The 23583-nt window shown below is 61.8% G+C and carries 23 protein-coding genes; 19 read left to right on the top strand and 4 right to left on the bottom strand.

The genetic code is table 11. From position 1 onward, the window contains the following. Positions 1-87: 87 nt before the first annotated feature. Positions 88-1641: an arabinose isomerase gene (locus ACX5I4_RS09355; protein ID WP_461836425.1), complete on the bottom strand. Its 1554-nt coding sequence runs from the start codon at positions 1639-1641 to the stop codon at positions 88-90. Positions 1642-1909: 268 nt separating this feature from the next. Here ACX5I4_RS09355 and ACX5I4_RS09350 point away from each other — a divergent pair, with 268 nt between their 5' ends. From ACX5I4_RS09350 to ACX5I4_RS09320, 7 genes are all read left to right on the top strand, one after another. Further along, positions 1910-3223, top strand: a complete 1314-nt coding sequence (locus ACX5I4_RS09350; RefSeq protein ID WP_306961633.1) for an ABC transporter substrate-binding protein — start codon at positions 1910-1912, stop codon at positions 3221-3223. 67 nt (positions 3224-3290) lie between these two features. Further along, positions 3291-4244, top strand: a complete 954-nt coding sequence (locus ACX5I4_RS09345) for a carbohydrate ABC transporter permease (RefSeq protein ID WP_306961635.1) — start codon at positions 3291-3293, stop codon at positions 4242-4244. Between the two features lie 44 nt (positions 4245-4288). Further along, entirely contained in the window at positions 4289-5035 is a 747-nt protein-coding gene (locus ACX5I4_RS09340) for a carbohydrate ABC transporter permease (RefSeq protein ID WP_461836424.1), read from the top strand. Between the two features lie 26 nt (positions 5036-5061). Further along, the gene (locus ACX5I4_RS09335; RefSeq protein ID WP_461836423.1) at positions 5062-6243 is read left to right on the top strand and encodes a glycoside hydrolase family 99-like domain-containing protein; all 1182 of its coding nucleotides are present in this window, start codon (positions 5062-5064) and stop codon (positions 6241-6243) included. A gap of 34 nt (positions 6244-6277) precedes the next feature. Then, the gene (locus ACX5I4_RS09330) at positions 6278-7300 is read left to right on the top strand and encodes a LacI family DNA-binding transcriptional regulator (protein WP_461836422.1); all 1023 of its coding nucleotides are present in this window, start codon (positions 6278-6280) and stop codon (positions 7298-7300) included. 660 nt (positions 7301-7960) lie between these two features. Further along, positions 7961-8821 carry a CPBP family intramembrane glutamic endopeptidase gene (locus ACX5I4_RS09325; protein WP_461836421.1) on the top strand — a complete coding sequence of 287 codons (861 nt, stop codon included), beginning with the start codon at positions 7961-7963 and terminating at the stop codon, positions 8819-8821. A gap of 313 nt (positions 8822-9134) precedes the next feature. Continuing rightward, a complete protein-coding gene (locus ACX5I4_RS09320; protein WP_461836420.1) occupies positions 9135-9368 on the top strand; it encodes a DUF4192 family protein in 234 nt (77 codons plus the stop codon). A gap of 217 nt (positions 9369-9585) precedes the next feature. On the opposite strand, the gene ACX5I4_RS09315 is transcribed toward ACX5I4_RS09320, so the two are convergent. Both ACX5I4_RS09315 and ACX5I4_RS09310 read right to left on the bottom strand, forming a co-directional pair. After that, complete coding sequence (locus tag ACX5I4_RS09315; protein ID WP_461836419.1) at positions 9586-9834, bottom strand: hotdog domain-containing protein; 249 nt, start codon at positions 9832-9834, stop codon at positions 9586-9588. 38 nt (positions 9835-9872) lie between these two features. Then, a complete protein-coding gene (locus ACX5I4_RS09310; RefSeq protein WP_461836418.1) occupies positions 9873-10205 on the bottom strand; it encodes a hypothetical protein in 333 nt (110 codons plus the stop codon). 613 nt (positions 10206-10818) lie between these two features. On the opposite strand from ACX5I4_RS09310, the gene ACX5I4_RS09305 reads away from it, so the two are divergent. The 8 genes from ACX5I4_RS09305 to ACX5I4_RS09270 all read left to right on the top strand — a co-directional run bounded on the left by ACX5I4_RS09305 (position 10819) and on the right by ACX5I4_RS09270 (position 18076). Continuing rightward, positions 10819-11439 carry a helix-turn-helix domain-containing protein gene (locus tag ACX5I4_RS09305; protein WP_461836417.1) on the top strand — a complete coding sequence of 207 codons (621 nt, stop codon included), beginning with the start codon at positions 10819-10821 and terminating at the stop codon, positions 11437-11439. Then, positions 11436-11675: a hypothetical protein gene (locus ACX5I4_RS09300; protein WP_461836416.1), complete on the top strand. Its 240-nt coding sequence runs from the start codon at positions 11436-11438 to the stop codon at positions 11673-11675. Before ACX5I4_RS09305 ends, ACX5I4_RS09300 begins: the two co-directional genes overlap by 4 nt. Continuing rightward, entirely contained in the window at positions 11639-11989 is a 351-nt protein-coding gene (locus ACX5I4_RS09295) for a hypothetical protein (RefSeq protein ID WP_461836415.1), read from the top strand. The genes ACX5I4_RS09300 and ACX5I4_RS09295 overlap by 37 nt, the downstream gene beginning before the upstream one ends. 522 nt (positions 11990-12511) lie before the next feature. Next, the gene (locus ACX5I4_RS09290) at positions 12512-13570 is read left to right on the top strand and encodes an LLM class flavin-dependent oxidoreductase (RefSeq protein WP_461836414.1); all 1059 of its coding nucleotides are present in this window, start codon (positions 12512-12514) and stop codon (positions 13568-13570) included. A gap of 403 nt (positions 13571-13973) precedes the next feature. Beyond that, positions 13974-14327, top strand: a complete 354-nt coding sequence (locus tag ACX5I4_RS09285) for a TraR/DksA family transcriptional regulator (protein WP_461836413.1) — start codon at positions 13974-13976, stop codon at positions 14325-14327. 596 nt (positions 14328-14923) lie between these two features. Beyond that, positions 14924-15214, top strand: coding sequence for a dienelactone hydrolase family protein (locus tag ACX5I4_RS09280; protein WP_461836412.1), 291 nt, complete (start codon positions 14924-14926; stop codon positions 15212-15214). A gap of 35 nt (positions 15215-15249) precedes the next feature. Continuing rightward, positions 15250-15672, top strand: coding sequence for a dienelactone hydrolase family protein (locus ACX5I4_RS09275; RefSeq protein ID WP_461836411.1), 423 nt, complete (start codon positions 15250-15252; stop codon positions 15670-15672). Between the two features lie 1015 nt (positions 15673-16687). Continuing rightward, positions 16688-18076 (top strand): FAD-binding oxidoreductase, encoded by a 1389-nt coding sequence (locus ACX5I4_RS09270; protein ID WP_461836410.1) that lies wholly within the window; start codon positions 16688-16690, stop codon positions 18074-18076. Positions 18077-18607: 531 nt separating this feature from the next. On the opposite strand, the gene ACX5I4_RS09265 is transcribed toward ACX5I4_RS09270, so the two are convergent. After that, on the bottom strand, positions 18608-18925 hold the full coding sequence (locus ACX5I4_RS09265; protein ID WP_461836409.1) for a type II toxin-antitoxin system death-on-curing family toxin: 318 nt from the start codon (positions 18923-18925) through the stop codon (positions 18608-18610). 702 nt (positions 18926-19627) lie between these two features. Here ACX5I4_RS09265 and ACX5I4_RS09260 point away from each other — a divergent pair. The 4 genes from ACX5I4_RS09260 (at position 19628) to ACX5I4_RS09245 (ending at position 23578) form a co-directional block, all read left to right on the top strand. Then, positions 19628-20704, top strand: a complete 1077-nt coding sequence (locus ACX5I4_RS09260; RefSeq protein WP_461836408.1) for an alkene reductase — start codon at positions 19628-19630, stop codon at positions 20702-20704. 59 nt (positions 20705-20763) lie between these two features. Continuing rightward, entirely contained in the window at positions 20764-21477 is a 714-nt protein-coding gene (locus tag ACX5I4_RS09255; protein WP_461836407.1) for an SDR family oxidoreductase, read from the top strand. A gap of 187 nt (positions 21478-21664) precedes the next feature. Continuing rightward, positions 21665-22663 carry an NADP-dependent oxidoreductase gene (locus ACX5I4_RS09250; RefSeq protein ID WP_441438046.1) on the top strand — a complete coding sequence of 333 codons (999 nt, stop codon included), beginning with the start codon at positions 21665-21667 and terminating at the stop codon, positions 22661-22663. A 48-nt stretch (positions 22664-22711) separates the two neighbouring features. Continuing rightward, positions 22712-23578, top strand: coding sequence for an alpha/beta fold hydrolase (locus tag ACX5I4_RS09245; protein WP_461836406.1), 867 nt, complete (start codon positions 22712-22714; stop codon positions 23576-23578). Positions 23579-23583: the final 5 nt, after the last annotated feature.

Below are 23583 nucleotides of genomic sequence, written 5' to 3'. Positions count from 1 at the left end.
CGGTGCGCCAACGAAGCTGCAGAGATAGGGCGGCCTGCTGTGTGACCGAGCAGTATCCGGCGGCCCTTTCGGAGTGAGTCGCGGGCTCTAGACTTGGCGGAATGGCAGCCCCAACAGGTCGGCCGCGGCTTTGAAGTCCTGGGCCCGGTGTCCGACGGAGAGAGCCCAATGATGGCCAATACCGGTCTGCGACCAGTTGTCCACCCACTCGCCCGGGTCGATGCCGAAATCCACACGGGATGTCGTGTTGCCGATGGCCAGCAAGGGACCAGACTTCACTTCGCCCTCGGAGGCCACGAAGACGTAGGAGCCGTCCCGCTCTTGGCCGATGCCAAACGTCGTCACGGGTCCGTGCATGACGTCAAATTCGACGCTAACTCCCCAGCCGCGCTTGCCGTGATAAATGCCCAAACCTCGCAGTAGCGGATTGGCGGAGCTCACGGCCAGGTGAGCAGGGCCGTCGTGGCCCATCTCGACAACATCGTCCCTGAAGTTCAGGGCCTGGATCTCGGTGAAGGAGCCGCCGGCTCCTAAGGCTTCGGAGGCCAACTGGGCAATAGAGGTGCGCAGCTCATACTCCCCGGCTGCCGGAATGCCCCGCGCGGTCAGAAGGGAAGCGCCAAGGATTATCCCTGCGCCGAGACGTTCGTGTTGTTCACCGTCAAGCCCGCGGTGATAGTAGGCGAGGGTGTCCAGCTCAAAATCCTCGACGAGACGGTCCAGTCCCACGGACACCTTCGCGCCCCAGGAGAAATCCTCGTCATTCACGGAATCATCAAGTTTGAAGATCAACCGGGCGAGTTCCTTGCGCGCCACGACTTCAGCCTCAGTGACCTGGTCTACGCGCACACGTAAGTCATCGAATTCAAGAACCTCAACGTGCGACCCGAACGTCGTCGATACCGTGGTGAGATCGGTGGATACGTCGAGCATGCCCGGGTACAGGTGACCCATCAAACCGTGGCGTGCATGGCGGAGGGATGCGCGGACGTGGGCAGCATTGATCCACGAGGCGATACGCCTCCAAGCCTTCTCGTCCTTCAGGTGACCGCTGACAGAACGGAACGGGATGCCGGCACGGCGGAACACGTTCCCAACCTCGGGGACGGGGCATTGCCCGCAGTAGGCAAGCCACTTGCCAGTGTCGAAGTTTGCATGCCCCATGGCTTCTGTCGGCTGCAGATCGATGAGTAGCACGGGAGCCTGAGTGCGCTGGGCGATCGGCAGGACCATGGAGGACGTCAGATAGGTGGTCAGGAAAATTACGATGAGGTCGAGGTCTGCGCGGCGGAGCTGTTCAGCAGCGGCAGCCGCTTCCTGCGCATCGGAAACGAACCCCGCATCCAGGACCTCGACATCCATCTCCTGGAAGCGCTCCACAACATAGGCTGCTGACTCCTTGAGCTGAGGAAGCAGGTCTGGGAACTGGGGCCAATACGCAGCCAGGCCGCCAGCAACAAGGCCAATGCGGGTCGAACGCCTCCTTTTGGGTGTGAGGACACTTCGGGTGCGGTTCACGTCATCATCAAACATGGAGGCGTCCTCAGACTGGGCGTCGAAACGCAGGGAATCGGGCGGGATGCGGCCGTACACGGCGGGGACCGGCCGAATGTAGCTTGGGAAGACTATGAATCGATTCATAGATGCGTATCAACGTATGTATCCGAGCTCTAACTGTCAAGAGCCCAGGAGCGGGGAGTCGTCGAATCGGCGGAATGACGCCCTCCTTTTGCAAGTTGGAGCCCCGGACGGTGGCGATAAGGACTTTTCGATTGTCTCGTTCGAGATGACGTATTGAAATATTTCACTAGTCGCAACTGAGCATTGACGCATGTTCTGAGGAGGGCTATGGTTTCCGTATTGAAAGGATTCAATTTCGCATCCTCTTAGTCATGCAAAGGAGCTTGACATGCGTCGTACCTCAAAGACTCCAGCGGCACTTCTTGCCGCCGCGGCCCTCGTTCTGACTGCACTCGCGGGATGTTCTGCCTCACCATCCCAGCCGAGCGAGACTGTTTCGCTCACCTGGTGGGGCTGGAACAGCGTCGGCAAGGATCAAGTAATCCACGAGTTCGAGACTCAGAACCCGGGAATCAAGGTCACTTACAAGAATTTCGACTACACCAACTACCTGACAGCACTGCGACCCGGCCTCTCCTCTTCCGATGGCCCGGACGTGTTCCAACTGCAGCCCGGTGACCTGGTGGGAACATTCGGACCTTTGGCTGTACCGGTCGACACTCACATAGCCAAGGACGCAGGTTCGGACTGGGCATCCAAGTTCAACCAGGCCGGACTTGACCAGCTCAAGCTCAATGGCAAGCAGGTTGCCCTCCCTTCCTATATGTCGGCGGCCGGCCTCGTCTATTACAACAAGACGATTTTGGATAAGTATGGTCTGAGCGTTCCGAAAGACTTCTCAGAGTGGAAGAAGGTCTGTCAGGTCCTGCGGGCGAACAACGTCGGCTGTCTCGCCCAAGGGGCAAAGGACGCCTGGGTGAACACGGACGTATTCCTCTCCCTGATCAACAGCATTGCTCCAGGAAAAGTGTATGAAGCGATTAGCGGAAAGACTTCTTGGACCGGTGTGTCTTTCAAGCAGGCCATGGATGCCTGGTCCGAACTGTTCACCAGCGGCATCATCGCACCAGGCGCCACTGCCGCGAGTGAGTACCCGGATGCCCAGACAACATTTCTGGGGAACAAAGCCGCCTTCATCGCCTTGGGAACATGGAACACGCCGGCGACGATGACCAAGACGGGGCAGGCCCAGATCCAGGACACCGTCACCGCTAAGATCGACGGGCTGTTCCGGAGCGCACCGTTCCCGGCACCGATCGCTGGTGGCACACCGACGCAACTGTTTGGTGGGCCAGACAACGGCTATTCAGTCTCTGCCAAATCCCAAAAACAGGACGCAGCATTCAAATTGCTTGAGTTCCTCACAGTCGGCGATGGCCAGAACATTCAGGCCGCCGCAGGCAACATCCCCGCCATCAAGTCCATCAAGGTGTCGACTTCTGACGTCATCGATCCCAGCCAGGTCGCCGACATCGAAGGCCAGCAGGCCGGAGTCTCGCAGCTCGTCGGCCTGCGGCAAATTCCCTACAGCGATCTGTCCGCTGTGATAGGCCGGGCCCTTTCAGGGGTCGCTGCAGGGACCACAAGTCCGGCAGATGCGCTGACGCAGATCCAAACGGCTTCCGACAAGACCAAGCGGTAGCCCTCATCAGACGGTAAATGGGGAGGGCTGCTGGTTCAGCCTTCCCCACCGCAGGAAAGAATGAATGATGAGCAAGCAACTTGAGGGCAAGACTGCCCCCGCAGCAGCAACCTTCCAGAAGGCCGCGACTCGCGGGCCGTTCACACCTCATCGGCGTCGCCGTGGTCAGATCACCGTCTACCTGTGGGCTCTGCCGGCCCTCATCCTGGTTATCGGCGTCGTTCATTTTGGAATCGCAGCAAATGGCTACTATTCACTGTTCGATTGGTCAGGTGTCGGAGACCCCACCACCTTCGTCGGCATCGACAACTACACGACAGTTACCAACGACCCCGAGTTCTGGCAATCTCTCGGGAATACCTTCGTCTTTGCCGTTGTAACCGTCACCGTCCAGATGCTGCTGGGCCTAGGGCTTGCGGTGCTGGTCCGAACCCAAACCCGGCTTCGAAGCGTCCTGCGCACATTGGTGTTCGTCCCCGTCGTCCTGGCCCCGGCGGTAGTTGCGACGTCGTTCCGCTTTCTTCTCACGCCTGACGGAGCGTTCAATCAGTTCCTGGACTCCGTCGGCTTTTCTGGTTTCGAGCAGCCTTGGCTGGCGGACCCGAAAACCGCGTTGATGACCATAATGGCGATCAATATCTGGCAGTACACCGGTTACAGCTTCCTCATCTATGACGCTGCCATCGGCCAAATCGACAACGCTATCTTCGAGGCCGCACGCATCGATGGTGCTTCCACCGGGCAACTTGTGCGATTGGTCGTGCTCCCGATGCTGAGCGGCTCACATGTAGTACTCGTCGTCCTAGGATTCATCAGTTCACTGAAGATGTTTGACCTGGTGTTCCTGACCACCGGCGGTGGGCCCGGCACCACAACCCAGGTACTCACCGGATACATCTATCAACAGGTCATCTCGCAGTTCCACGCAGGGATTGGAGCAGCCGTATCGATTGTTCTCGTCCTCATCGCGCTGCTTTTTGCGGTACTGCAGGTCAGGCTCTCAACTAGGGAATCGAGGTAGGCGTGTTTCGTTACCAGAAGCTCGCAGGCCGGATACTGAGCCAGATGCTCATCGTCCTCGCCATCGTCATTCTTGCCATACCGATCTGGCTGATCGTTCAACAGTCCCTGACCGGGCGAGGCCTCGGCAACTACTGGATCGTCTTCTCGACGACTCCATTCCTGCGTTTCTTCCTCAATAGCCTCATTGTGTCCGTGTCCACGGTGGTGCTGGTGATGTACTTTGCGCTTACCGCTTCCTACTCCTTTGCCATACTCCGTCCCAGGGGTACCCGGACTGGTTTCACCATCATCTTGGCTGGGCTGGCGCTCCCCGGCATCGCTCTGGTAGTTCCCCTTTACTACGCGGTCCAGGCGGCGGGCCTACTGAACACCTACTGGTCGGTCATAGTACCACTCACAGTGGTCTCGATTCCGTTCGGGGTGCTTGTCGGAACCAACTATATTCGTGGTTTACCAGCCGAACTTTATGAAGCCGGCCGACTCGATGGTGCCAATTCATGGCAGTTCTTCTGGAGAATACTTGTCCCTGTGTGCCGCCCGATCCTGTCGGTTATCGCGATATTCACTTTTCTCGCAGCCTGGAACGAGTACTTGTTTCCCCTCATATTCATCCAGTCCACGGACCTGCAGGTCCTGACTCAAGTCCCAACATATTTCCAAGGCGAGCGACTCGTTGATACGCCCAGGCTCTTCGCGGCCAACATTCTCATTTCGATACCGATAGTCATCGTTTTCATTGTTTTGCAAAAGAACTTCCGAGCCGGCGTTTCCGCCGGAGCCGTCAAATAGCCACCGTCCTTAAAGGAGAACAATCCGTGCCACGCCCCACGATCCTGGCTTACTACTTCCCCGATTGGCACCATGATCCGCGAAACGCCGAGTGGTTCGGTCAAGGATGGGACGAATGGTCGCTCCTCGAATCTGCCGGCTCACGATTCCAAGGACACCGCCAGCCCAGGATGCCCCTGCATGGTCCGTTCGATGAAGCAACTCCGGCCGCCGCGTCAGCGCAGATTGAGCTTGCGCGGAACTATGGCGTGGATGGTTTCCTGGTCGACTACTACTGGTACGACGACGGGCCTTACCTTCAGCGGGCGCTGGATGAAGGGCTTCTGGCAGCTGGCAACAGCCGAGACATCGAGCTCGCCCTGATGTGGGCGAATCACGAACTTGTCGATATCTTCCCGCACGACCACCCTGGCAACGCCCAGGCAACCCGTCTCAAGAATGGGGCTATTGATAGGGAGTCGTTCGAAGAGATGGTCCGGCACATCATCCCTGCCTATCTGAGCAGGCCAAACTACCTCACTGTCGAGGGAAGGCCATGGTTCACGATTTACGACCTTGCCAACTTCGTCGTCGGAATGGGAGGCACGACGCAGGCAGTCGAGGCTTTGACTTGGTTCGATGATCAGGTGAAGCAGGCAGGGTTCCCGGGAATTCACCTCAATGCCGTCCTGTGGAAGGGCGAGGTCCTGCCAACAAGTGCCGCCCCGCATGCCCCTATTGACCTCGTACGCCAGCTCGGATTCCGTTCGGCGACATCCTATGTCTGGGTCCACCACGCGGACCTTTCCCATTTCTCTTTCCCGGCCGCGGAAATCGCACCGCTAAGAGACTCTGCCTTTGCCGAGTACGAGAAGTACGCCACCCAGTTGGATATACCGTTCTACCCGAACGTCACTGTCGGGTGGGATCCGTCGCCCAGAACTCAGCAGACAGAAGATTTCCAACGGGGCCGATACCCGTGGACACCCGTCTGGGACCCGACGCCCGAGGAGTTCAAAGAAGGTCTTCTGCAGGCCAAGGCTTTCCTTGATCGACACGGCAGCCCCCACCCGTTCGTAACTATCAACGCTTGGAATGAATGGACGGAGGGCTCTGCGCTCCTTCCCGACACATTCCACCGCCACGGCTTCCTTGAAGCAATCAAGGACGTATTCGGCAGCAGCGACTACAAGCCGGAGAAGGAAGAAATCGGTTCCGCGCTATCGTGAGGTTTCAGCTTCAAAAACCAGAGGAGTCAGGATCATGGGGAAGAGCGTCACCATCAAGGACGTGGCCACCCTTGCGGGTGTGTCGCTGGGGACGATGTCGAACTACCTCAACGGTACGAAAGTTGTCTCGCCTACCACCCGGGCCCGGATAGAACTTGCCATCAAGCAAACGAAATTCGTCCCAAACCGCTCCGTCCGGTCGTTGCATGGTAACCGCACGCACACCCTCGCGCTGTTGGTTCCTGACGCTGCCAACCCGTTCTTTGCCGAGCTTGCACGGGGCGTAGAAGATATCGCGCGCACGCGGGGGTATCTCCTCATCTACTGCGATACCGCGGGAGATGAGGAACGCCAGCGCCACTATGTGAGGGATCTTGCCGAGATGCGGGTCGGCGGGCTCATCATCTCGTCGGGCGCCCTGAATCCTCCAAATGTCGGCGAACTCGAACATGTGGAAACACCCGTTGTAGTAGTCGGCCAGGAAGGAATGACCCTCAGTACATCGTCGGTTGTGATCAATCAACAACACGGCGGATACCTGGCGATGAGGCACCTCCTGGACCTCGGCCACAGGCGAGTGCTTTTCGCAGGAGGACCCGGGGGCAGTCGTGCCTTGCAGGCACGCTATGAAGGGGCCATGCTCGCCCTGCGGGAATCTGGTGCGGATCCCTCGCTTCTAACCCGTGTCGACGCCACCGGCCGCACCATCCGGGAACGAAGCGCATTGGCCGATATCATCACGGCGATGGATCCGCGGCCGACGGGAGTCCTCTGCGGGAACGACATGATCGCCATCGCAATCGTCAATAGGCTCACTCGCGAAGGCTGGTCCATACCCGCGGACATCGCCGTCGTCGGATACGACGACATCAGCGACGCCCAACTGGCCGTAGTTCCCCTCACCACAGTCAAGCAACCAGCCTACGAAATTGGCGAGGCCGCCGCCAGGTTGCTCTTTGCAAAATCCGAAAGTCCCGACGCTCCGAACAGACGAATCAGTTTCACTCCAGAACTTGTCGTACGCGAGTCGACAGTGATGCCGGGACAGCCTCTCTGAAAGCTACCTGCAGCCACATAGGGGCTGTCTGGGGAGCTCGCGAGTGCATGGCTTCCCCGCCATGGGCATCTGGCCCGCTTCACCGGGGGCGGAGCCCACCCTGGTGCTCGACCCAGCCGAAGGTGACCCACACGTCACGGCGCGTCTTGGTCCCTGCGGGTGTTCTCACGGCGCCGCCGCGAGATTCGGGAAGCAGCACCATTCTCCACCGTCACTCCCCAATCCCCTGAAAACCCCGCCGGATCGAGGCCGAAGTCATCGCCGTCGACGTCGAAATGCACCTCGAAGACGGGTTTGCGCGTCAGATACCCCCAACGTCGCGGCGATCGTGAGTGAAGCCGCTTCAAGCGTTGCTGGAGCGTTCATGCGCTGTTTGCACGTACTCGATCACCTAACAGTTACGATCGGTCAACCGCGCACCGGCGGACGCTGCAACCGACCGGAAATGGTGTGATTCTTCGCTGCGACGGGTCAGGTGGTTTCGCATACTGCACCCGCCGCCTTCGCCCCTTAGCAGAGTCACCTCCCTGACAGACGACGAGAGTGGAAACTGGTGTACCTGACCCGAACGCCGCGCCGTGATGAATGCACGCACGCCGGGGCCATGGAAACGAAACGACCCGGCGGCGAGCCCCGGAACCGCAGACCGGAGATCCGTTCATGACAACCTCTCCAACCGAGCCGCGGGCCGTGGATTCCGGCGGCGGCCAGCCGCGATCGGCACAAGCAGTCACGACAAGCAGAAGACCGTCGGACCCAAACACGCCCGACGCCATCCGCGTGCTGTATTCGGACAGGGACTTGTCGTGGTGGCCCGTTCTGTTGTTCCTGCCTGCAAGGGGTGTCCTGTCCTTCCTCGCTCAGTCATTCACCGCTGCGGTGCTGTGGTCCACCGGCAACCCGACACCCTGGGAATCCTCTCAGGGCTGGTGGACCGTCTACGGTACCCTCACCGATGCAGGGTGCCTAGGATTGCTGATCCTCCTGCTCAGGCGGGAAGGACTGCGCCTCCGGGACACTTTCGGCTTCACGCGCACGAGTCTGGGCCCGCAACTGCGTTCCATCCCGCTGTATCTACTGGCCCTGCTGCCCGCCGTCGCGGCCGCCAGCCTGGTCACTCTCCCCTTCTACGGGCCCGCAGCGCTCCCGCCCCAGGTCACCGCGATCCACCTGCCGGGCTGGGCAGCCGTCTATAGCTTCACGGTCTGGCCGCTCCTGTGGGCTTTCACCGAAGAGATCACCTACCTCGGATTCCTACTGCCACGCCTTCAAACCCGCACCGGCAGAACCTGGAAGGCGGCGGCCATCATCATATTTTTCTGGAGTGCCCAGCACCTGGTGATCCCCTTCATCCCGGACAGGACCTATCTCATCTCACGGTTTCTCGGCGCGCTGCTCATTACCGCAGGCCTGACGTTGTCTTTCGTGCTGCTGCGCCGCCGTCTTCTGGCCACTACGGCCGTCCACTGGCTCAGCGACGCCTCCACCGCAATACTCACTACCCTCATCCTCGGCCGATGACTCTGCGACTGCGGCCCGCGATTGCGGGAAACGGTCGAGGAGATCTCGACCGTCGGTGGGTTCCGGCGTCGTCGAACTACGCGACTGCGAAATGGCGACCACGGTGACAGACCCGCATCTCGACGCTAACGACCAGGCCCTCGTCGAGCGCGCTGAACTCGCTCTCGAAAGGCGCTCTGGCACTCGCCATTTTGGATTGTTGCCGGTTCCCCAAGTTGCACTCCGGCCCCTCATGCCCAGCAGCGCCCCCCGTATCAGAACGACGCCGATACCTAACGGCCACGGCTGACGCCGCCTCTGAAGGAGAAGCATCATGGAAGCGCTCACCATCAAAACCCCTGCCAATGTCCTCAGTTTCATTGGCCACGCCCTGGGCTTCTGGCCGCAGGAAAGCCTTGTGTGCATCACTCTGGACACCAACCATGTTGGCGTGACCCGTCGCGTGGACCTTCCCAAGCACGACGGCGGGGAACGCGCCTATGCGCGAACAGTCGCCGGCTACCTGGCGAACGACACGAATGCCACCAGCGCCCTGTTTGCCGTCTAGACCTCGGCCGCTCCGACAGCCGGTCAGGACAAACCGTATGCTGCAGTCATAGCCGCCCTCACGGGAGCACTCGCCGAGCGACACATCACCGTCCGCGACGGCCTCCTCGTCGGCGACCAGGCCGTCTCGCCGTACGACGACGATGCAACTCGCCCCGAGGCAGACCCCAGCTATCGCCTGGCCAAACTCGGCGCTCAACTCCTCAGCTATGGAATGCTCACTGGCTGGAACATGGACAACGACACGGCATACCGGACGCTGGGACTTGGGCCCGACCCGTTCCCCGGTAGATGGCGACTGTGCGATCGCCTGCACGCACCATGCCGTCGACGATCACACTCCGTCCTTCGTTGAAGGTGACCCCAGCGGCAGCGACAAGCTGTTCGCCAATACGAGCCAGGGTCAAGTACGTGATAGAGGCATCGGTCGTCGTCGCAATGTCGGGTCCTAGGGTATTTGCTGCCATGGTCGCGGCGTCAATCAGATGGCTTCATCGAAACTAGATCACTTTTGAGGCGATACCTTCCGGATGACAGGCAACGGTGCCGTATCGAAGAATTGATATTCCCTCGTGGGGAACCGGATTGGCTTTCCTGCGGCCTCTGCTTTCTCCCGGACAAAATCGTGGTCTTCCCGGGAGAGGACAACCTGCCCGCGCGGGTCGCGCTCGGTGTCCCCGGGCGCGCACCTGCTGAACTTAGCCGAGATGGCAGAGGGTAGGACCAAGCATTCCGGATTTTCCAGAAGCCATGTTCGGGTCTCGGAATCGAGCAGATCCCACTCATCCTTGAGGCTCACGCTCGTAAACACCGCCTTCCTGCCAGGCATCTCCTGCATTTGAAGTCCGTCCAGATTACCCTGCCCTTCAGGCGGATGATAGGCCCGAGACCGCTCACCCGCGGTTCTGATAGCAGTGTCCTAGCTGGGCAAACTTGCGAGGCGGAGACCTTCAGGATCCTTCTCTTCGGTCCCGACACCAAGGACCTTCGTCCGCGTGACTTCGATTGGACGCGTCCCGGCAACCTGGAGGGGGCCACCAGCAAGCACCCTGAACCCGCCACCCACACACGCAACCGAACAGGCCACCGCGGCGCCAAGCACAAACCGAGGCCAACGTCAGAGGAACCCGCGGAGGGTCAATGTACACACGTTAAAGCAAAAACCCCTCTGACGAGGGGGAATGCTGTGCCCGAGGTGGAACTCGAACCGCATTCCGGGCCTTGAAAACCCAGGGAAGTCCAGATAGGCAGTACGAGCCAGTCCGTCTGATGTCCGACCCAGTCCGACGGCAAAAGTGTTGACACTGTCAACACGTCTTCTTTGCCCCCTAATCCAGATATCTCGCCCTCTGCCACACCTCCCGCCCGGGCGCCCTCCAGAATCGAGCCGCGCCAGACTGCGTGCACCTGTCACCATTCGGTGACATACTGGGAAACGGCAGGGAGGACCCATGACAGGTGAAAGCAGCATCGATACGCCGGCGGCCGCCGGTGCGATCATCCGCGCCCGGCGCCAGGAACGCGGTCTTTCGCAACAGTCACTCGCGGAGGCAGCCGGGGTTTCACGGAAGTTCCTTGTTGACCTCGAAGCCGGTCACGAACGCGCCGAACTCGGCAAGACCATGGCTGTCCTCCACACCCTCGGGCTCTCGCTAACCGCTTCCGACCCTATGCCCCGCGGCAGCGACTACGACCCGGCACGGCGGGACTACGCCGAAACTTTCACACAGCTGATCGGCTCGCGGGACTTCGAATTCGCCATCAAGATGCTCGCCGACTACGCCACAGCCTCCCTCAAAGCCGGGAGGCCGCTGCTCCAACGCAGCCCCCGGCTCAAGGATCCGCACTGGTCCGCCGCCCTGGCAGGGATCACCAACTACACCGCACACCGGCTAGGGCAACCCGCACCGTCCTGGACCAGACGTGTCAAAGCCCTCGACAAGGCATGGATGCCGGCCGAGTCCTACCGGACCGTCAGGGAACCCATGAAGAAACTCACCATGTCCGAAACACCGGCCGAACTCGCCGCCCTGAACGTCTTCATCCGCGAACGCAGCCTGGCCACCGCATGAGGGGCGGAGAACTCACTGCCGATCAAATCCGCGCCCTCCTCCACGAACTCGGCCGGCGCCTGCAAGCCCAAGGTGTCCGCGGTGACATCAAACTCGTCGGCGGCGCCGCACTCATCCTTCAAGGAATCGGCAACCGCCCCACCGCCGACATCGACGCCAGCTACGCCGACCCACCACGGTCAACACCGTCGTCACGGAAATGGCCGCAGACTACGATCTCTCCCCCGGCTGGCTGAACTCCAGCGCAGCAGCCTTCATCCCCGACAACGCCACCTGGGTGACCCTGGAACAAACCGACGGACTCACGATCCAGGCCGCGGACATGGAAACGTTCCTGGCCATGAAAATCGCCGCCGAGCGCGGCAAGGACACCCTCGACATCGCCCGGCTCCTCCGCCGGCTCAACTTCACCAACGCCGACGACGCCGTCGACCTCACCTACAACAAATACGGCGACCGCTCCATCCCCCTGGCCGCGGGGCGGGACAACTACCTCATCGTCGTCGACGACGCCCTTGACGCAGCCGCCACCCTCGAACCCAGCGAATAATCTCTCAGACCAGCCCTCCAGAAAGCGGCTCAACCCAGCCGCTTTTGGATCACCTTCACAGACATCGAGACGAGCAGTCGCCCGAGCCCGCTTCGCGGGCGGAAACACCCTTTCTGCCAAGAAGACACCCCTGACACAACCCGTACAGAGGGGCTGTACTGAGACCTTCTCTGCCAGCATGATCTTCCCGACTCCCGGATTGTGTGCTCGTAGACGAGCACACAACAAGCCTGCGAATTCAGGTTGGCGAGTTCCGTTCCCGGACACCCGTCACCCATCAGCGAGTTCCACGAGTTGTTGCATCCTGCATTCACGAATCATGACCGGCCGGTTTCGTTCGGAGACGCTTCTCGGGCACCCCTGTGGCGGGAGCTCCATCTCCGCCAGGCGTTCGATGCCGGCGACGTGGCACCGCTCGCTCACTTCAGCCGACACGAAGGGTAACCTCCCGCCATTGTCAGAAGAACCTGCAGGTCCCGGCGCATATTCTGAGATCAGCCGTATCCGATCCTGAAGGAAGCCATGCCCGACACCTCACGTCCCTTACGCAAACTTGGATTCCTCACTATCGGCCTGTTCGATCCGGCGGATCCCGCCTCGGGCCACGAATCCACTTTGCAGATCATCGAACTTGGCGAAGGCCTCGGATTCGACAGCGCGTGGCTGCGGCACCGTCATCTGCAGTTCGGAATCTCCTCCCCCATCGCGATGATGGCCGCCGCCAGCCAGCGCACCTCACGGATCGAGCTTGGAACCGCTGTAACCCCGCTGGGCTGGGAAAACCCCTTGCGCCTTGCCGAAGACTTGGCCACCGTGGATCTGCTCGCCGGGGGACGCATCAATCCGGGGCTGAGCGTGGGTGAACCGATGCACTACGACACAGTGAAGCACGAGCTGTACCCGGATTCCTCCGAGTTAGAGGATTTCAGCTACGGGCGCCTGAACCGATTTGCCCGTCTGATCGCGGGGGAAAAGGTGCGGGACTTTTCGGGCAGGCAGGGTGTAGTCGAGGAATTCTCCAACCGCGTCGAGCCGCACTCTGCCGGGCTCCGGGATCGCCTTTGGTATGGGGCGGCCAGCAGGAAGTCGGCCGTCTGGGCCGGGGCAAACGGCTTCAATCTGCTCTCCAGCAGCGTCATCTTTCCGGAAGTGGATCAGGAACCGGACTTTGCCCGAATCCAGCAGTCGCAGATTCGTGCCTTCCGTGAAGCCGCTGAAACGTCAGCCCAGGCGCACGGACAGGCCCGTGTGTCGCAGGGCCTGGTGGTGATCCCAACTGATTCGGCTTCGCCGGGTCAGCGGGAGAAATACCAGCGGTATGTTGATGAACGCACTCCCCGCACACGGGCGCCGCAGGGGGCAAGGGGCATGCTGTTCGCCGCGGATCTGATCGGCACCAGCGACGAGATCGCCGAACAGCTATACGCACACGCAGGATTTCAGGAAGTCGACGAGGTGGCGTTTGCGTTGCCCTTCAGCTTCGACCACGAGGATTACATCCAGATCCTCACCGACATCGCCAGCAAACTCGGTCCAGCCCTGGGATGGACTCCAGCTGAAGTCCGGCGCGACCCGCGGTAGGCGTCACGGCCTACAATCGACCACACGTTGGGCATTCCTGGGTGGCTGTGCGCTGCCGAGTCGCGGTGCTCCCAGTTGTCAGAGCGGTCCCACGAGCTCGCGGCCTAGCTCCCACTCAGATTCTTCTCGGAGCTGTGGATTCCTTGGCCGACAAGCGACACTTCCAGAAAGGATGCCAGCGAAAATGACCGCCACAACGGTCGCTCCGCTCAAGAAAAATCGCCATCTCCCACTGCCCAAGGACGAAGACGACGCGCAGGGACCCACGACAGGGTGGATATGAAACCACCCCTGCCCGACACCGGATCCCAAACACCGACACCCCGCGGCGGGTTTTAAGCACTACGGACCCGAACTACGACGACCAGCCTAGGAGCTCAACTGTGCGGTAGCCTTTCGTCCCATGGTCGATGCGAAGCGGTTCCGCGTACTCCTTGAGGAGGAACGTGACCGCAAGGTTGCGCTCTTGAAAGCCCTCATTGGGGACATCACTTCCGTAAACGTCGCCAGGCAGGACGCGAACGTCGACGACGAACACGATCCGGAAGGGAGCACGATCGCCTTCGAACTTTCCCAGGCTTCCGCACTCATGGAGCAGAGCCGGGTGGGCCTGGAACAGATCGAGGCCGCTTTGCTGCGGATTGCCAACGGGAGTTACGGACTGTGCGCCGTGTGCGGCAAGCCCATTGCGGAGGGTCGCCTGGAGGCAAGGCCTTGGACTCCGTATTGCATAGAGCACGCATCCGGTCAGAGCTAAGCCAAGGCCAATACCCCTCCCGCCACTCTTTGCCAACGATGCACGATCCGGCGTGAGGGCGCATCTGAAGCATCCCTCCGTCGACGACGCCGGTAAAGCCGGGAAGGCAATCACCGCTGCGACCTCGCCGGCACCCCCGACCGACCCAACGGCACCCCGGACGCTCAATGGATGTGGGGTCCTTGTCGCTGTTGCCCGTCACCGGCGTCGCAATTTCACCCGGAGCAACGCTGTGGATAGCGCGCGTGCACAACGGACTGTGGAAGCACTAGCGCCGCCAGCGGACTGTCGCTTCTGCCTCCTCGGATGGCCTGTTTCCCTGTCCACAGCCGGGGACCAATTTCCGCGGCTCAAAGGACAGGTAGCAAGGGGGTGGCTGGTGCAGAAGGTGCGGGAATGGTTCGCGAGGCGATCATGGTGGACAACCTCTGGAAATAGCCTTGAACCCATTGAAGTGACCCTGACCGCGAGCACCAATCAGTGCCTTGGGAGGGCCCTGTGAAGCTCTGACTCGAAACGGTCTCGACGCAGACTCCCTCGACCTCGCTGCGGGACCGCGACCCGGCTTTACTCCTGAGCTCCGATATTGTGGGCCCATGCCAATCGAAATCCCTGCCGCTGAAGGCACCGCTGAGGCCCTCGTCGGCCGCCCTTCCACTGCAATCGGCACTCTTCCCGGCGTCATCCTCTACATGGACGCCTTCGGCCTGCGTCCCCGAATCCAGGAGATGGCCCAGCGCATCGCCGACTGGGGCTACGTGGTGCTGGCGCCGAACGTTTTCTACCGTGAAGGATCAATGGCCGAGCTCGGCCCGGCCGTGGACATGTCCGCCCAGGAAGGCAGGGAAGCGGCAGGCAAGGCTGCCTTCCCCGGGTTGGCCGCCTGACACCGGAAAAGGCACTGCAGGACATCAATGCGTGGGTGTCCGCACTTGCCGGGCTCAACGGCGTAGCTCCCGGCCCCATCGGGACCACCGGTTACTGCTTGGGCGCCCGGCTGGCCGTCCGCACCGCCACGTCCCACGCGGACGTGGTGGCAGCGTGCGGCGGCTTCCACGGTGGCGGCCTCGCCACCGACGGGCCAGACAGCCCGCATCTGAAGCTTGGCAATGCACGGGCCCGGTTCGTATTCGGCCACGCCGACAATGACCGCAGCATGGCACCGGACGCCGTCGCTCGGCTCGGCGAAGCCTTACAGGCCGCAGGGCTTGAGGCGTCCAACGAAATCTATGCAGGGGCGCCGCATGGCTACACCATGGCGGACACCTCCGCCTTCAACCCGGCGGCCACCGAGCGGCACTTCCAAGAGCTGCAGGCTCTATTCGACACAACGCTGAAAGGCTGACCCCGGTCACCGCCCGAAGCCGGATTGCCACTTCGAATCGCCTGCCGGTCAGGCGACAGACTCGGCAGCCAGCCGCCCAATGAACAAGCGTGAAAAACGACCAAGCAGCAGGCGTCCCAGCGCAGGACAGTGCGTGAAAATCTACAGCACTACGCAGTCGACGCTGACAGCAACCATGGACAGCTGCATACAGAACGATCCCTAGGTCCGGACGGGAATGGCACTGGGCACCGTGGGCTGCACGGTGGACAGTCTGCGGACGATCGGCGGCACAAGTTTCCACCGGTTGGGCACAAGTCACGGCCTGTTCCCGGTCCAACCATCATCAAGCAGAACAGCCAACCAAGAGCCGAACAGCACTATGAACCTGATGAGCACCCAACGATGCACTAGGGAAACTTCCACCGAATTTTCCCGAATTCATGTTGCTGGGGCCATAAGCATCCATGAACAGGTACCGAACGCCAACCTGTCGATCAGCGAAGCACGCAAGGAGGCAACCGGCCACACCACCGGCCACCTGTGAAGGGCCCCGAAGGGGCCCTTCACAACGAAACCTGTGCACACTCAGGGGCCAAATAGGCCCCTGACCTGCGACAACATTGTGCCCGAGGTGGGACTCGAACCGGACTCCAGCCCCTGTAAACACTGGGCTCCCCGGAAACATACGGAATCCGGCCCGATCCGGTGGCAATACGCCTCGGTCCGAGGCCTTAGCTGTGCACATTGTGCACACCCCGAAATAGCCAGTTCAAAGCATCTACAGCCACTGGCCGCATCTCGCATCGCGGGGTGCGGTCTTTTCCATGCAGACAACTTCGCCTGCATGGAAAGCGGCCAGATCACCGGTTGGGGGCAGAAGCCAGTGTGCGACGTACGTAAGCAATCCCGGCGACAACTTCCCCATTTCACGGCGGCACCGGATTGATCATGAGGGCCACGTCCGGTCCGGAGTTGAGTCATTGACAACTGCGGCCCCGGGGTCCAATATCGGCTCCAAAGATGGGGGGTGCGGATGCCACAAGGATCACTGGGCGAGAGCGGAGCCGCCCAAGACCCGAGTCCGCTGGGCGCCCTAGCGGATCGCATACGGGGCAAATTGCTGACGCCCCGGCACCCGGACTACGACCGCAGCCGCCGCGTATTCAACGCCATGATCGACCGCCGTCCGGCAGCCGTCCTCCGCTGCGCCGGGGCAGCCGACGTCATGCAAGGCGTGCGCTTCGCCCGCGCACAACAATTACCGCTCTCGATCCACAGCGGCGGACACAGCGTCTCCGGGGCGTCCGTGTGCGAAGGCGGGCTGATGCTCGACCTCTCCCCCCTGAAAGGCATACGGGTGGACCCTGCCCGCCGCGTAGCCCAAGCACAAACTGGGCTGCTGCTCCGTGAATTCGACCACGAGACCCAGGCATTTGGGTTGGCCACCACTTTGGGCGTCGTCTCGGTCACCGGCATCGCCGGCCTTACCCTCGGTGGGGGTCTGGGCTGGCTGAACGGCAAATACGGTCTCGCCTGCGACAACGTGCTCGCAGCCGATGTCGTAACCGCAGACGGGGACTTTCTCACGGCAAGCCCTGTCAAACACGAAGACCTCTACTGGGCCCTGCGCGGAGGCGGCGGAAACTTCGGCGTCGTCACCTCACTGACATACCAACTCCACCCGGTCAGCACTGTGCTCGCCGGCACGCTGGTCTTCCCGCCCGAGCAGGCCAAGGCAGCGCTGCGCTTCTACTACGAATTTTCCAGCCGCGCGCCCGATGAACTGTCCACCAGCGCTTCCGTAGGCCGGGACCCAGAGGGCCGGCCCCTCGTTTCCATAACAGCGTGCTACTGCGGCCAACTCGGCGAGGGAGAGCACACTCTCCAACCGCTACGGGACTTCGGCAACCCCATCAACGGAGAAATTAGTTCACTGCCCTATCTGGCGTTCCAGTGCTCGCGCGACGGCGGCGCTCCCGGCGGGCGCCAGCACTACTGGAAATCAAGCTATCTCAAGGACGTCACCGACAGTGCCATCGAGGTGATGCTGGAGTTCGCAGCAACCAGCCCGTCACCCTATACGGGCATCGGATTACAGCAGATGACCGGAGTGGCCAGCCGGGTGGACCCGCGGGCCACCGCATTTGCCCACCGAGATCGTCAGTACGACTTCCTGATCCTGTCCCAGTGGGAGGATCCGGCCGACGCCGACAGGAATATCGCCTGGACTCGCCGCTGTTTCGAGGCGATGAGCCCTCATCTCAAGGAAGCAGTGTACGTGAACAACCTTGGTGGCATGGAGCAAGAGCGCGTACGGGCCGCCTACGGGGTGAACTACGACCGGCTGACGATCGTGAAAGCCCACTACGACCCCGAGAACGTCTTCCGCCTCAACCACAACATTGCCCCCGCCGCGCCGTGAGGCAGCTACCCAAACCCGGCACCGCATTTCAACTAAACCACCACGTCGGGCCACGACCAGAACCCGCCTAGGCCCAAGGCAGCTGCGTGAACGCCTGTCTTCGGTTGAAATGCGCAAACCCGGGCCGGGCAGCGAACGCTCCCACCAGGTCGGGCAGAAGTCATGACGAATGGTCCTGCCCCCGCCCATGAGGAAGCAAGACCACAGACCACTCCCCCAAACAAGGAGAATGAGGCAGAGGACAACAAAACGCCCCCGAAGGGGCCGCCAATAAAAAGCTGATTTGTGCACAGTCAGGGGCCAAATAGGCCCTGACCGCGACTACGCTGTGCCCAAGGTGGGACTCGAACCGCATTCCGGGCCTTGAAAAGACAGGGAACTCCCGAAAACATGCTGAGTACGGCCCAATCCGGCCCCGGTACGGCTCAGTCCGACGGCAAGAGTGTGCACATTGTGCACACGTTCTTTTGGGCCTTCGAACACCCCGCCGATCTCAGATCAAGAGTCATGGCCTTCAGCTTGGGATACGTCTCAACGGGCCTCCCGTCGAATCAGGTGTTTCTCGATCAGGACGGCGCTGCGCTGCAAATCGATGTGGCCGGCGGCCACTCCGACAACCAGGTCGGAGCCCTCTTCAGTGTAGAAGTCGTGGCGGTAACCGTTGATCCAGAGCAGCAGGACCATCAGCGTCCAGGCGGTTGGCCTATTGCCGTCGATGAGCGGATGAAACCTAGCCAGGGACTTGAGCAGCGCCGCCGCCTTCATGGCCAGCTGGGGATAGGCTTCGGTGCCCATGACCGCCGTCGCGGGACGCGCCAAGGCCGAGGCGAGCAGGCCGACCTCGCGCATCTGAAACCCGTCCTTCCTGTTTACCGTGCCCGGACCTACTAAGCCGGTGTATGAAGGGGAACAGCACGTCCTCGCCATCGATTCAAGGCGACAGCGAGAGCGATTTCATCTTGTACGGTCCTGCCGCCGGATATCGCCCAGCAAGTTGCCTCCGGGGAGTTCAATCGGTCCGCCTCCCCGAACGACACAAGGTGGCCTCCCGAGCACGCTGTGAGGCAGTACAAGGCTTGTCCCGGTTGTACCTTTCCGCAGAGAGGGTTTCTTGCGCCAACCCTGTCACCGGAAGAGCCGGGCGGCGGGATCGAGCTCCTCACCGCCGAAATCATAGTTCGCAAGTCTTGCGACTGCCGACCTTGGAGTCCAGGTAGCTTGCCCGCAGTTACTTCGCGCCCCCTTAGAGCCCCAGCCCGAAGCCAGGTCCGCCTCCGTGGGCCGGCTATGACGGACTCCGCCCGCGGTAGGCGGTGCCCACTTGGGGCCTAAGCGGCTTTGGACCCTCGGCATTCAAGGCGGACAGAGCAGAGCCTTCTGACCGTTCGTTTCTTGTCCTCCTGATTCTCATGGGAATATTCTCTGAGCATACTCAATTATGAGTGCAATCACTACCCGCGGTCGCAGCAGCAGGTCTCAGCGTCCACGGCGGCCGAACATCGGCTGGACAGCGGTGATGCTCTGAAACATCGAACGCAAAAGGACTAACCCATGACCCTTTCTTCACTGTGGCAACCACTGACTCTTGGCCGCCTTGAGCTATCCCATCGGCTGGCGCTGGCACCCATGACCCGAAGCCGCTCCAACCCGGATGGTACGCCGGGCGACCTGGCCGCCGAATATTACGGGCAGCGCTCCTCATTGGGATTGATCATTACCGAGGGCACGCAGCCGTCTGAGGACGGTCAGGGTTACATGAACACGCCGGGGATCTACACCGCCGAGCATGTCGAGGGTTGGCGAAGCGTCACCGAAGCAGTTCACGCCCGGGGCGGGGCGGTGTTCATCCAGTTGATGCATGCGGGCCGCATGTCCCACCCGGACAATACCCAGCACGGCCGGCTGCCGGTGGCACCGTCGGCGATCTCCGCCGACCAGGAAATAATCACGCCGACCGGACCCCAGAAGACGCCGTCACCGCGAGAGCTGAGCGCGGAGGATATCCAGGCCACCGTGGCTGACTTCCGCCTCGCGGCAGCTTCGGCCATCGCCGCCGGCGCCGACGGAGTTGAAATCCACGGCGCGAACGGGTATCTGCTGCACCAGTTCCTCTCCCCCAATGCCAACCACCGCACCGACGCATACGGCGGGTCAGTAGAAAACCGGTCGCGGTTCGTGATCGAGATCGCCCAGGCCGTCGCCGATGAAATCGGGGCGGACAGGGTTGGTATCCGCCTCTCCCCGGCCATGCCGTTGGGTGGAATCAACGAGGGCGACACCGGGAGCGTGCGCGCCCAGTACCGGCACCTGGTCGGCGAGCTCGCGACCCTGAACCTGGCGTACCTGCACCTTCACCATGCAGGCGACGACGAACTGCTCCGCTCCCTCAGGGATGTATGGCCGACGGCGGTGCTCGTGGTCCGCTACGGACGCAACCGTGAGCAGATAGCCGACGACGTCGCGGCCGGCCTTGCGGACGTTGCCCCACTGGGCCGTTTCGCACTGGCCAATCCCGACATCGTTGAGCGTCTGCGCTCAAACGCCCCCCTGAACGAGATGGATCCCAGCACTCTCTACGGCGGCGGGGCAGCCGGATACACCGACTACCCGGCCCTTGCCCACGCCTAATCCCGCACCATCCACGCCGCCCGGCGCGGACGGAAAATCAACACAAGAAAGTTCGTGAAATGCACTCACTCAATGGAGCAGTCGTCCTCGTCACCGGCGCAAACGGCGGCATTGGAACCCACTTCGTCCACGGCGCCCTCGCACGCGGCGCCAGCAAGGTTTACGCCACCGCCCGCACCCCGCGCACCTGGGAGGACGAGCGCATCGTCCCCCTTACCCTCGACGTCACAGACCCGGAATCAATACGGGCCGCAGTCGAGGCTGCGGGCGATGTCACAGTGCTGATCAACAACGCCGGGGCCGGCGTTGCAACCCCGGGCATCCTTACCCACGCCGACGCGGAAATCCGGACCAACGTGGAGACGAACTTCCTTGGCCCGCTATTCCTCGCCCGCGCCTTCGCACCGATCCTGTCAGCGAAGGCCGAATCCGCAATCATCGACATCCACTCCGCCATGAGCTGGTACGCCGTCGGCGGCATCTACAGTGCCACCAAGGCCGCCCTCTGGTCGGCCACCAACTCACTGCGCCTGGAGCTCGCCCCCGAAGGGGTACACGTGGTGGGCGTCCACGTCGGCTACGTCGACACGGCAATGGCTGCGCATGCCACCGACCCGAAAATGGACCCGGCCGATCTGGTCACCACGGTATTGGATGCCCTCGAAGCCGGCGAGTACGAGGTCCTCGCCGACGAGACATCCATCCAGCTCAAGGCCGGACTCAGCGCCCCCATCGAGGCGCTCTACCCCCAACTTGCGCGCAGCAAGTCCTAGAAACAGCAGCAGCGCCGTGGTGATGAATCCAACACGTCGCCACGGCGCTTTCCATTACCGCTTGACAATTAACTGAGTGCAGTCATAATTGATTGTAGTCACTTTAACCGGACGTCGCCCCACGACGAAGGTACTGTCGCCACCGGCGCCGACTACAAGAACATCCACCCAGAAGGAGCATCGCGGCATGCGGGCATTCGTGATCAACAAGTACAAGGAACCGCTGCGCGAAGCCGAGGTTGCTGAACCCGCCGTCGGCGAACGGGACGTGCTCGTGCAGGTGCAGGCTGCCGGCCTGAACCAGCTGGACGAGAAGATCCGCCTGGGTGAGTTCAAACAGATCCTTCCCTACAAGCTCCAGCTGATCCTCGGCAACGACCTCGCCGGCACCGTGCTGCGCGTCGGGGAAAGAGTGACGGGGTTCAAGCCCGGCGATGAGGTCTACGCCCGCCCCAACCAGGACCGCATCGGCACATTTGCCGAACGTATTGCCGTCGCGGAGGAAGACCTTGCACTCAAGCCCGTCTCGGCCACCATGGAGGAGGCCGGTTCGCTGCCTCTTGTGGCTCTTACCGCGTGGCAGGCCCTCGTCGAGCAGGGCCAGGTGCAGCCAGGTCAGAAAGTACTCATTCATGCCGGCGCCGGCGGAGTCGGTTCCATCGCCATCCAGCTGGCCAAGCATCTCGGCGCGACCGTCGCAACCACAGCCAGCAGCTCCAACGCCGGGTTCCTGCGGGACCTCGGCGCTGACATCGTCATCGACTACCGCACCCAGGACTTCGAGCAGCTCCTGAGCGGATACGACCTGGTGCTGGACAGCCTCGGAGGCGAGAACCTGCAGAAATCACTGCGCATCCTCAAGCCCGGCGGGAAGGCGATAGGGATCGCCGGCCCGCCCGATCCGGCATTCGCCCGCAAAGCAGGCCTGAACCCCATACTGCGCCTGGCGATCACCGGGCTCAGCAGCAAGATCCGGAGGCAAGCCAGGAAGCTCGGCGTCAGCTATGAGTTCCTCTTCATGCGAGCCAGCGGCGACCAACTACGCCAGATCAGCGCCCTCGTTGACGCCGGCGTGCTGCGCCCCATCGTAGGGAAGGTCTTCACCTTCGGCCAGGCTCCGGAGGCACTGCAATCCCTGGCCGCAGGGGGCTTCCGGGGCAAAGCAGTGCTCACCCTCACCAACTGACCCGCCGCCAGCGACTCTTCACGCAAAGAATCCAGGAGAACACCCGTCATGGACAACACCGACGCCCCGAACGAACCAGTCATCACCTCGTACGCGAAGGCACCTGCCCGCACTGTCACCGCCGGAGGCGTCAGCTACGCCTACCGCGAGCTGGGGCCCAAGGGCGGCATCCCCGTCGTGTTCTTCGTGCACCTGGCAGCCACCCTTGATAACTGGGACCCCCGTATCATCGACCCCATTGCTAAGAACCGCCACGTCATTACCTTCGACCAGCCCGGCGTCGGCGCCTCCACCGGACGGGTTCCGGACAACATCGAGGCAATGGCCGACGACGCCTACACCTTCATCAAGGCCCTCGGATTCGACAAGATCGATGTGTTCTCCTTCTCACTGGGCGGCATGATCGCCCAGGACCTTGCCCTTAAACATCCCGACCGTGTCCGCAAACTCGTCCTGACCGGAACCGGTCCGCGCGGCGGCAAAGACATCGACAAGGTCGTCGGCACCACCTATCGGGACATCCTCCGGGCAATCTTGACCCGGTCCGACCCCAAGGAATTCCTGTTCTTCAACCGCAACGCCACCGGCAAACCCGCTGCGAAAGCGTTCATCAAACGCCTGCAGGAGCGAACCATCGACCGCGACAAACCAATCAGCACCCGTGCATTCCAGACGCAGCTGAAGGCAATCCAGGCGTTCGGCCGCTCCGCCCCGTCGGACCTGTCCACGCTCACGCACCCCACTCTTATCGCCAATGGCGACAACGACCGCATGGTGCCCTCCGTACTCTCCGAAGACCTGCACCGGCGCATCAAGGGATCCGAACTGATCATCTACCCCGACTCCGGCCACGGCGGCATCTTCCAGCACCACACCCGGTTCGCACCCGCCGTCGTCGAATTCCTCGCCCCCTGACCACC

It is taken from the genome of Arthrobacter sp. MMS24-S77 (assembly GCF_054888235.1).
Note: the sequence above shows the minus strand (reverse complement) of the source record. Positions and strands in the feature narration are given on the sequence as shown.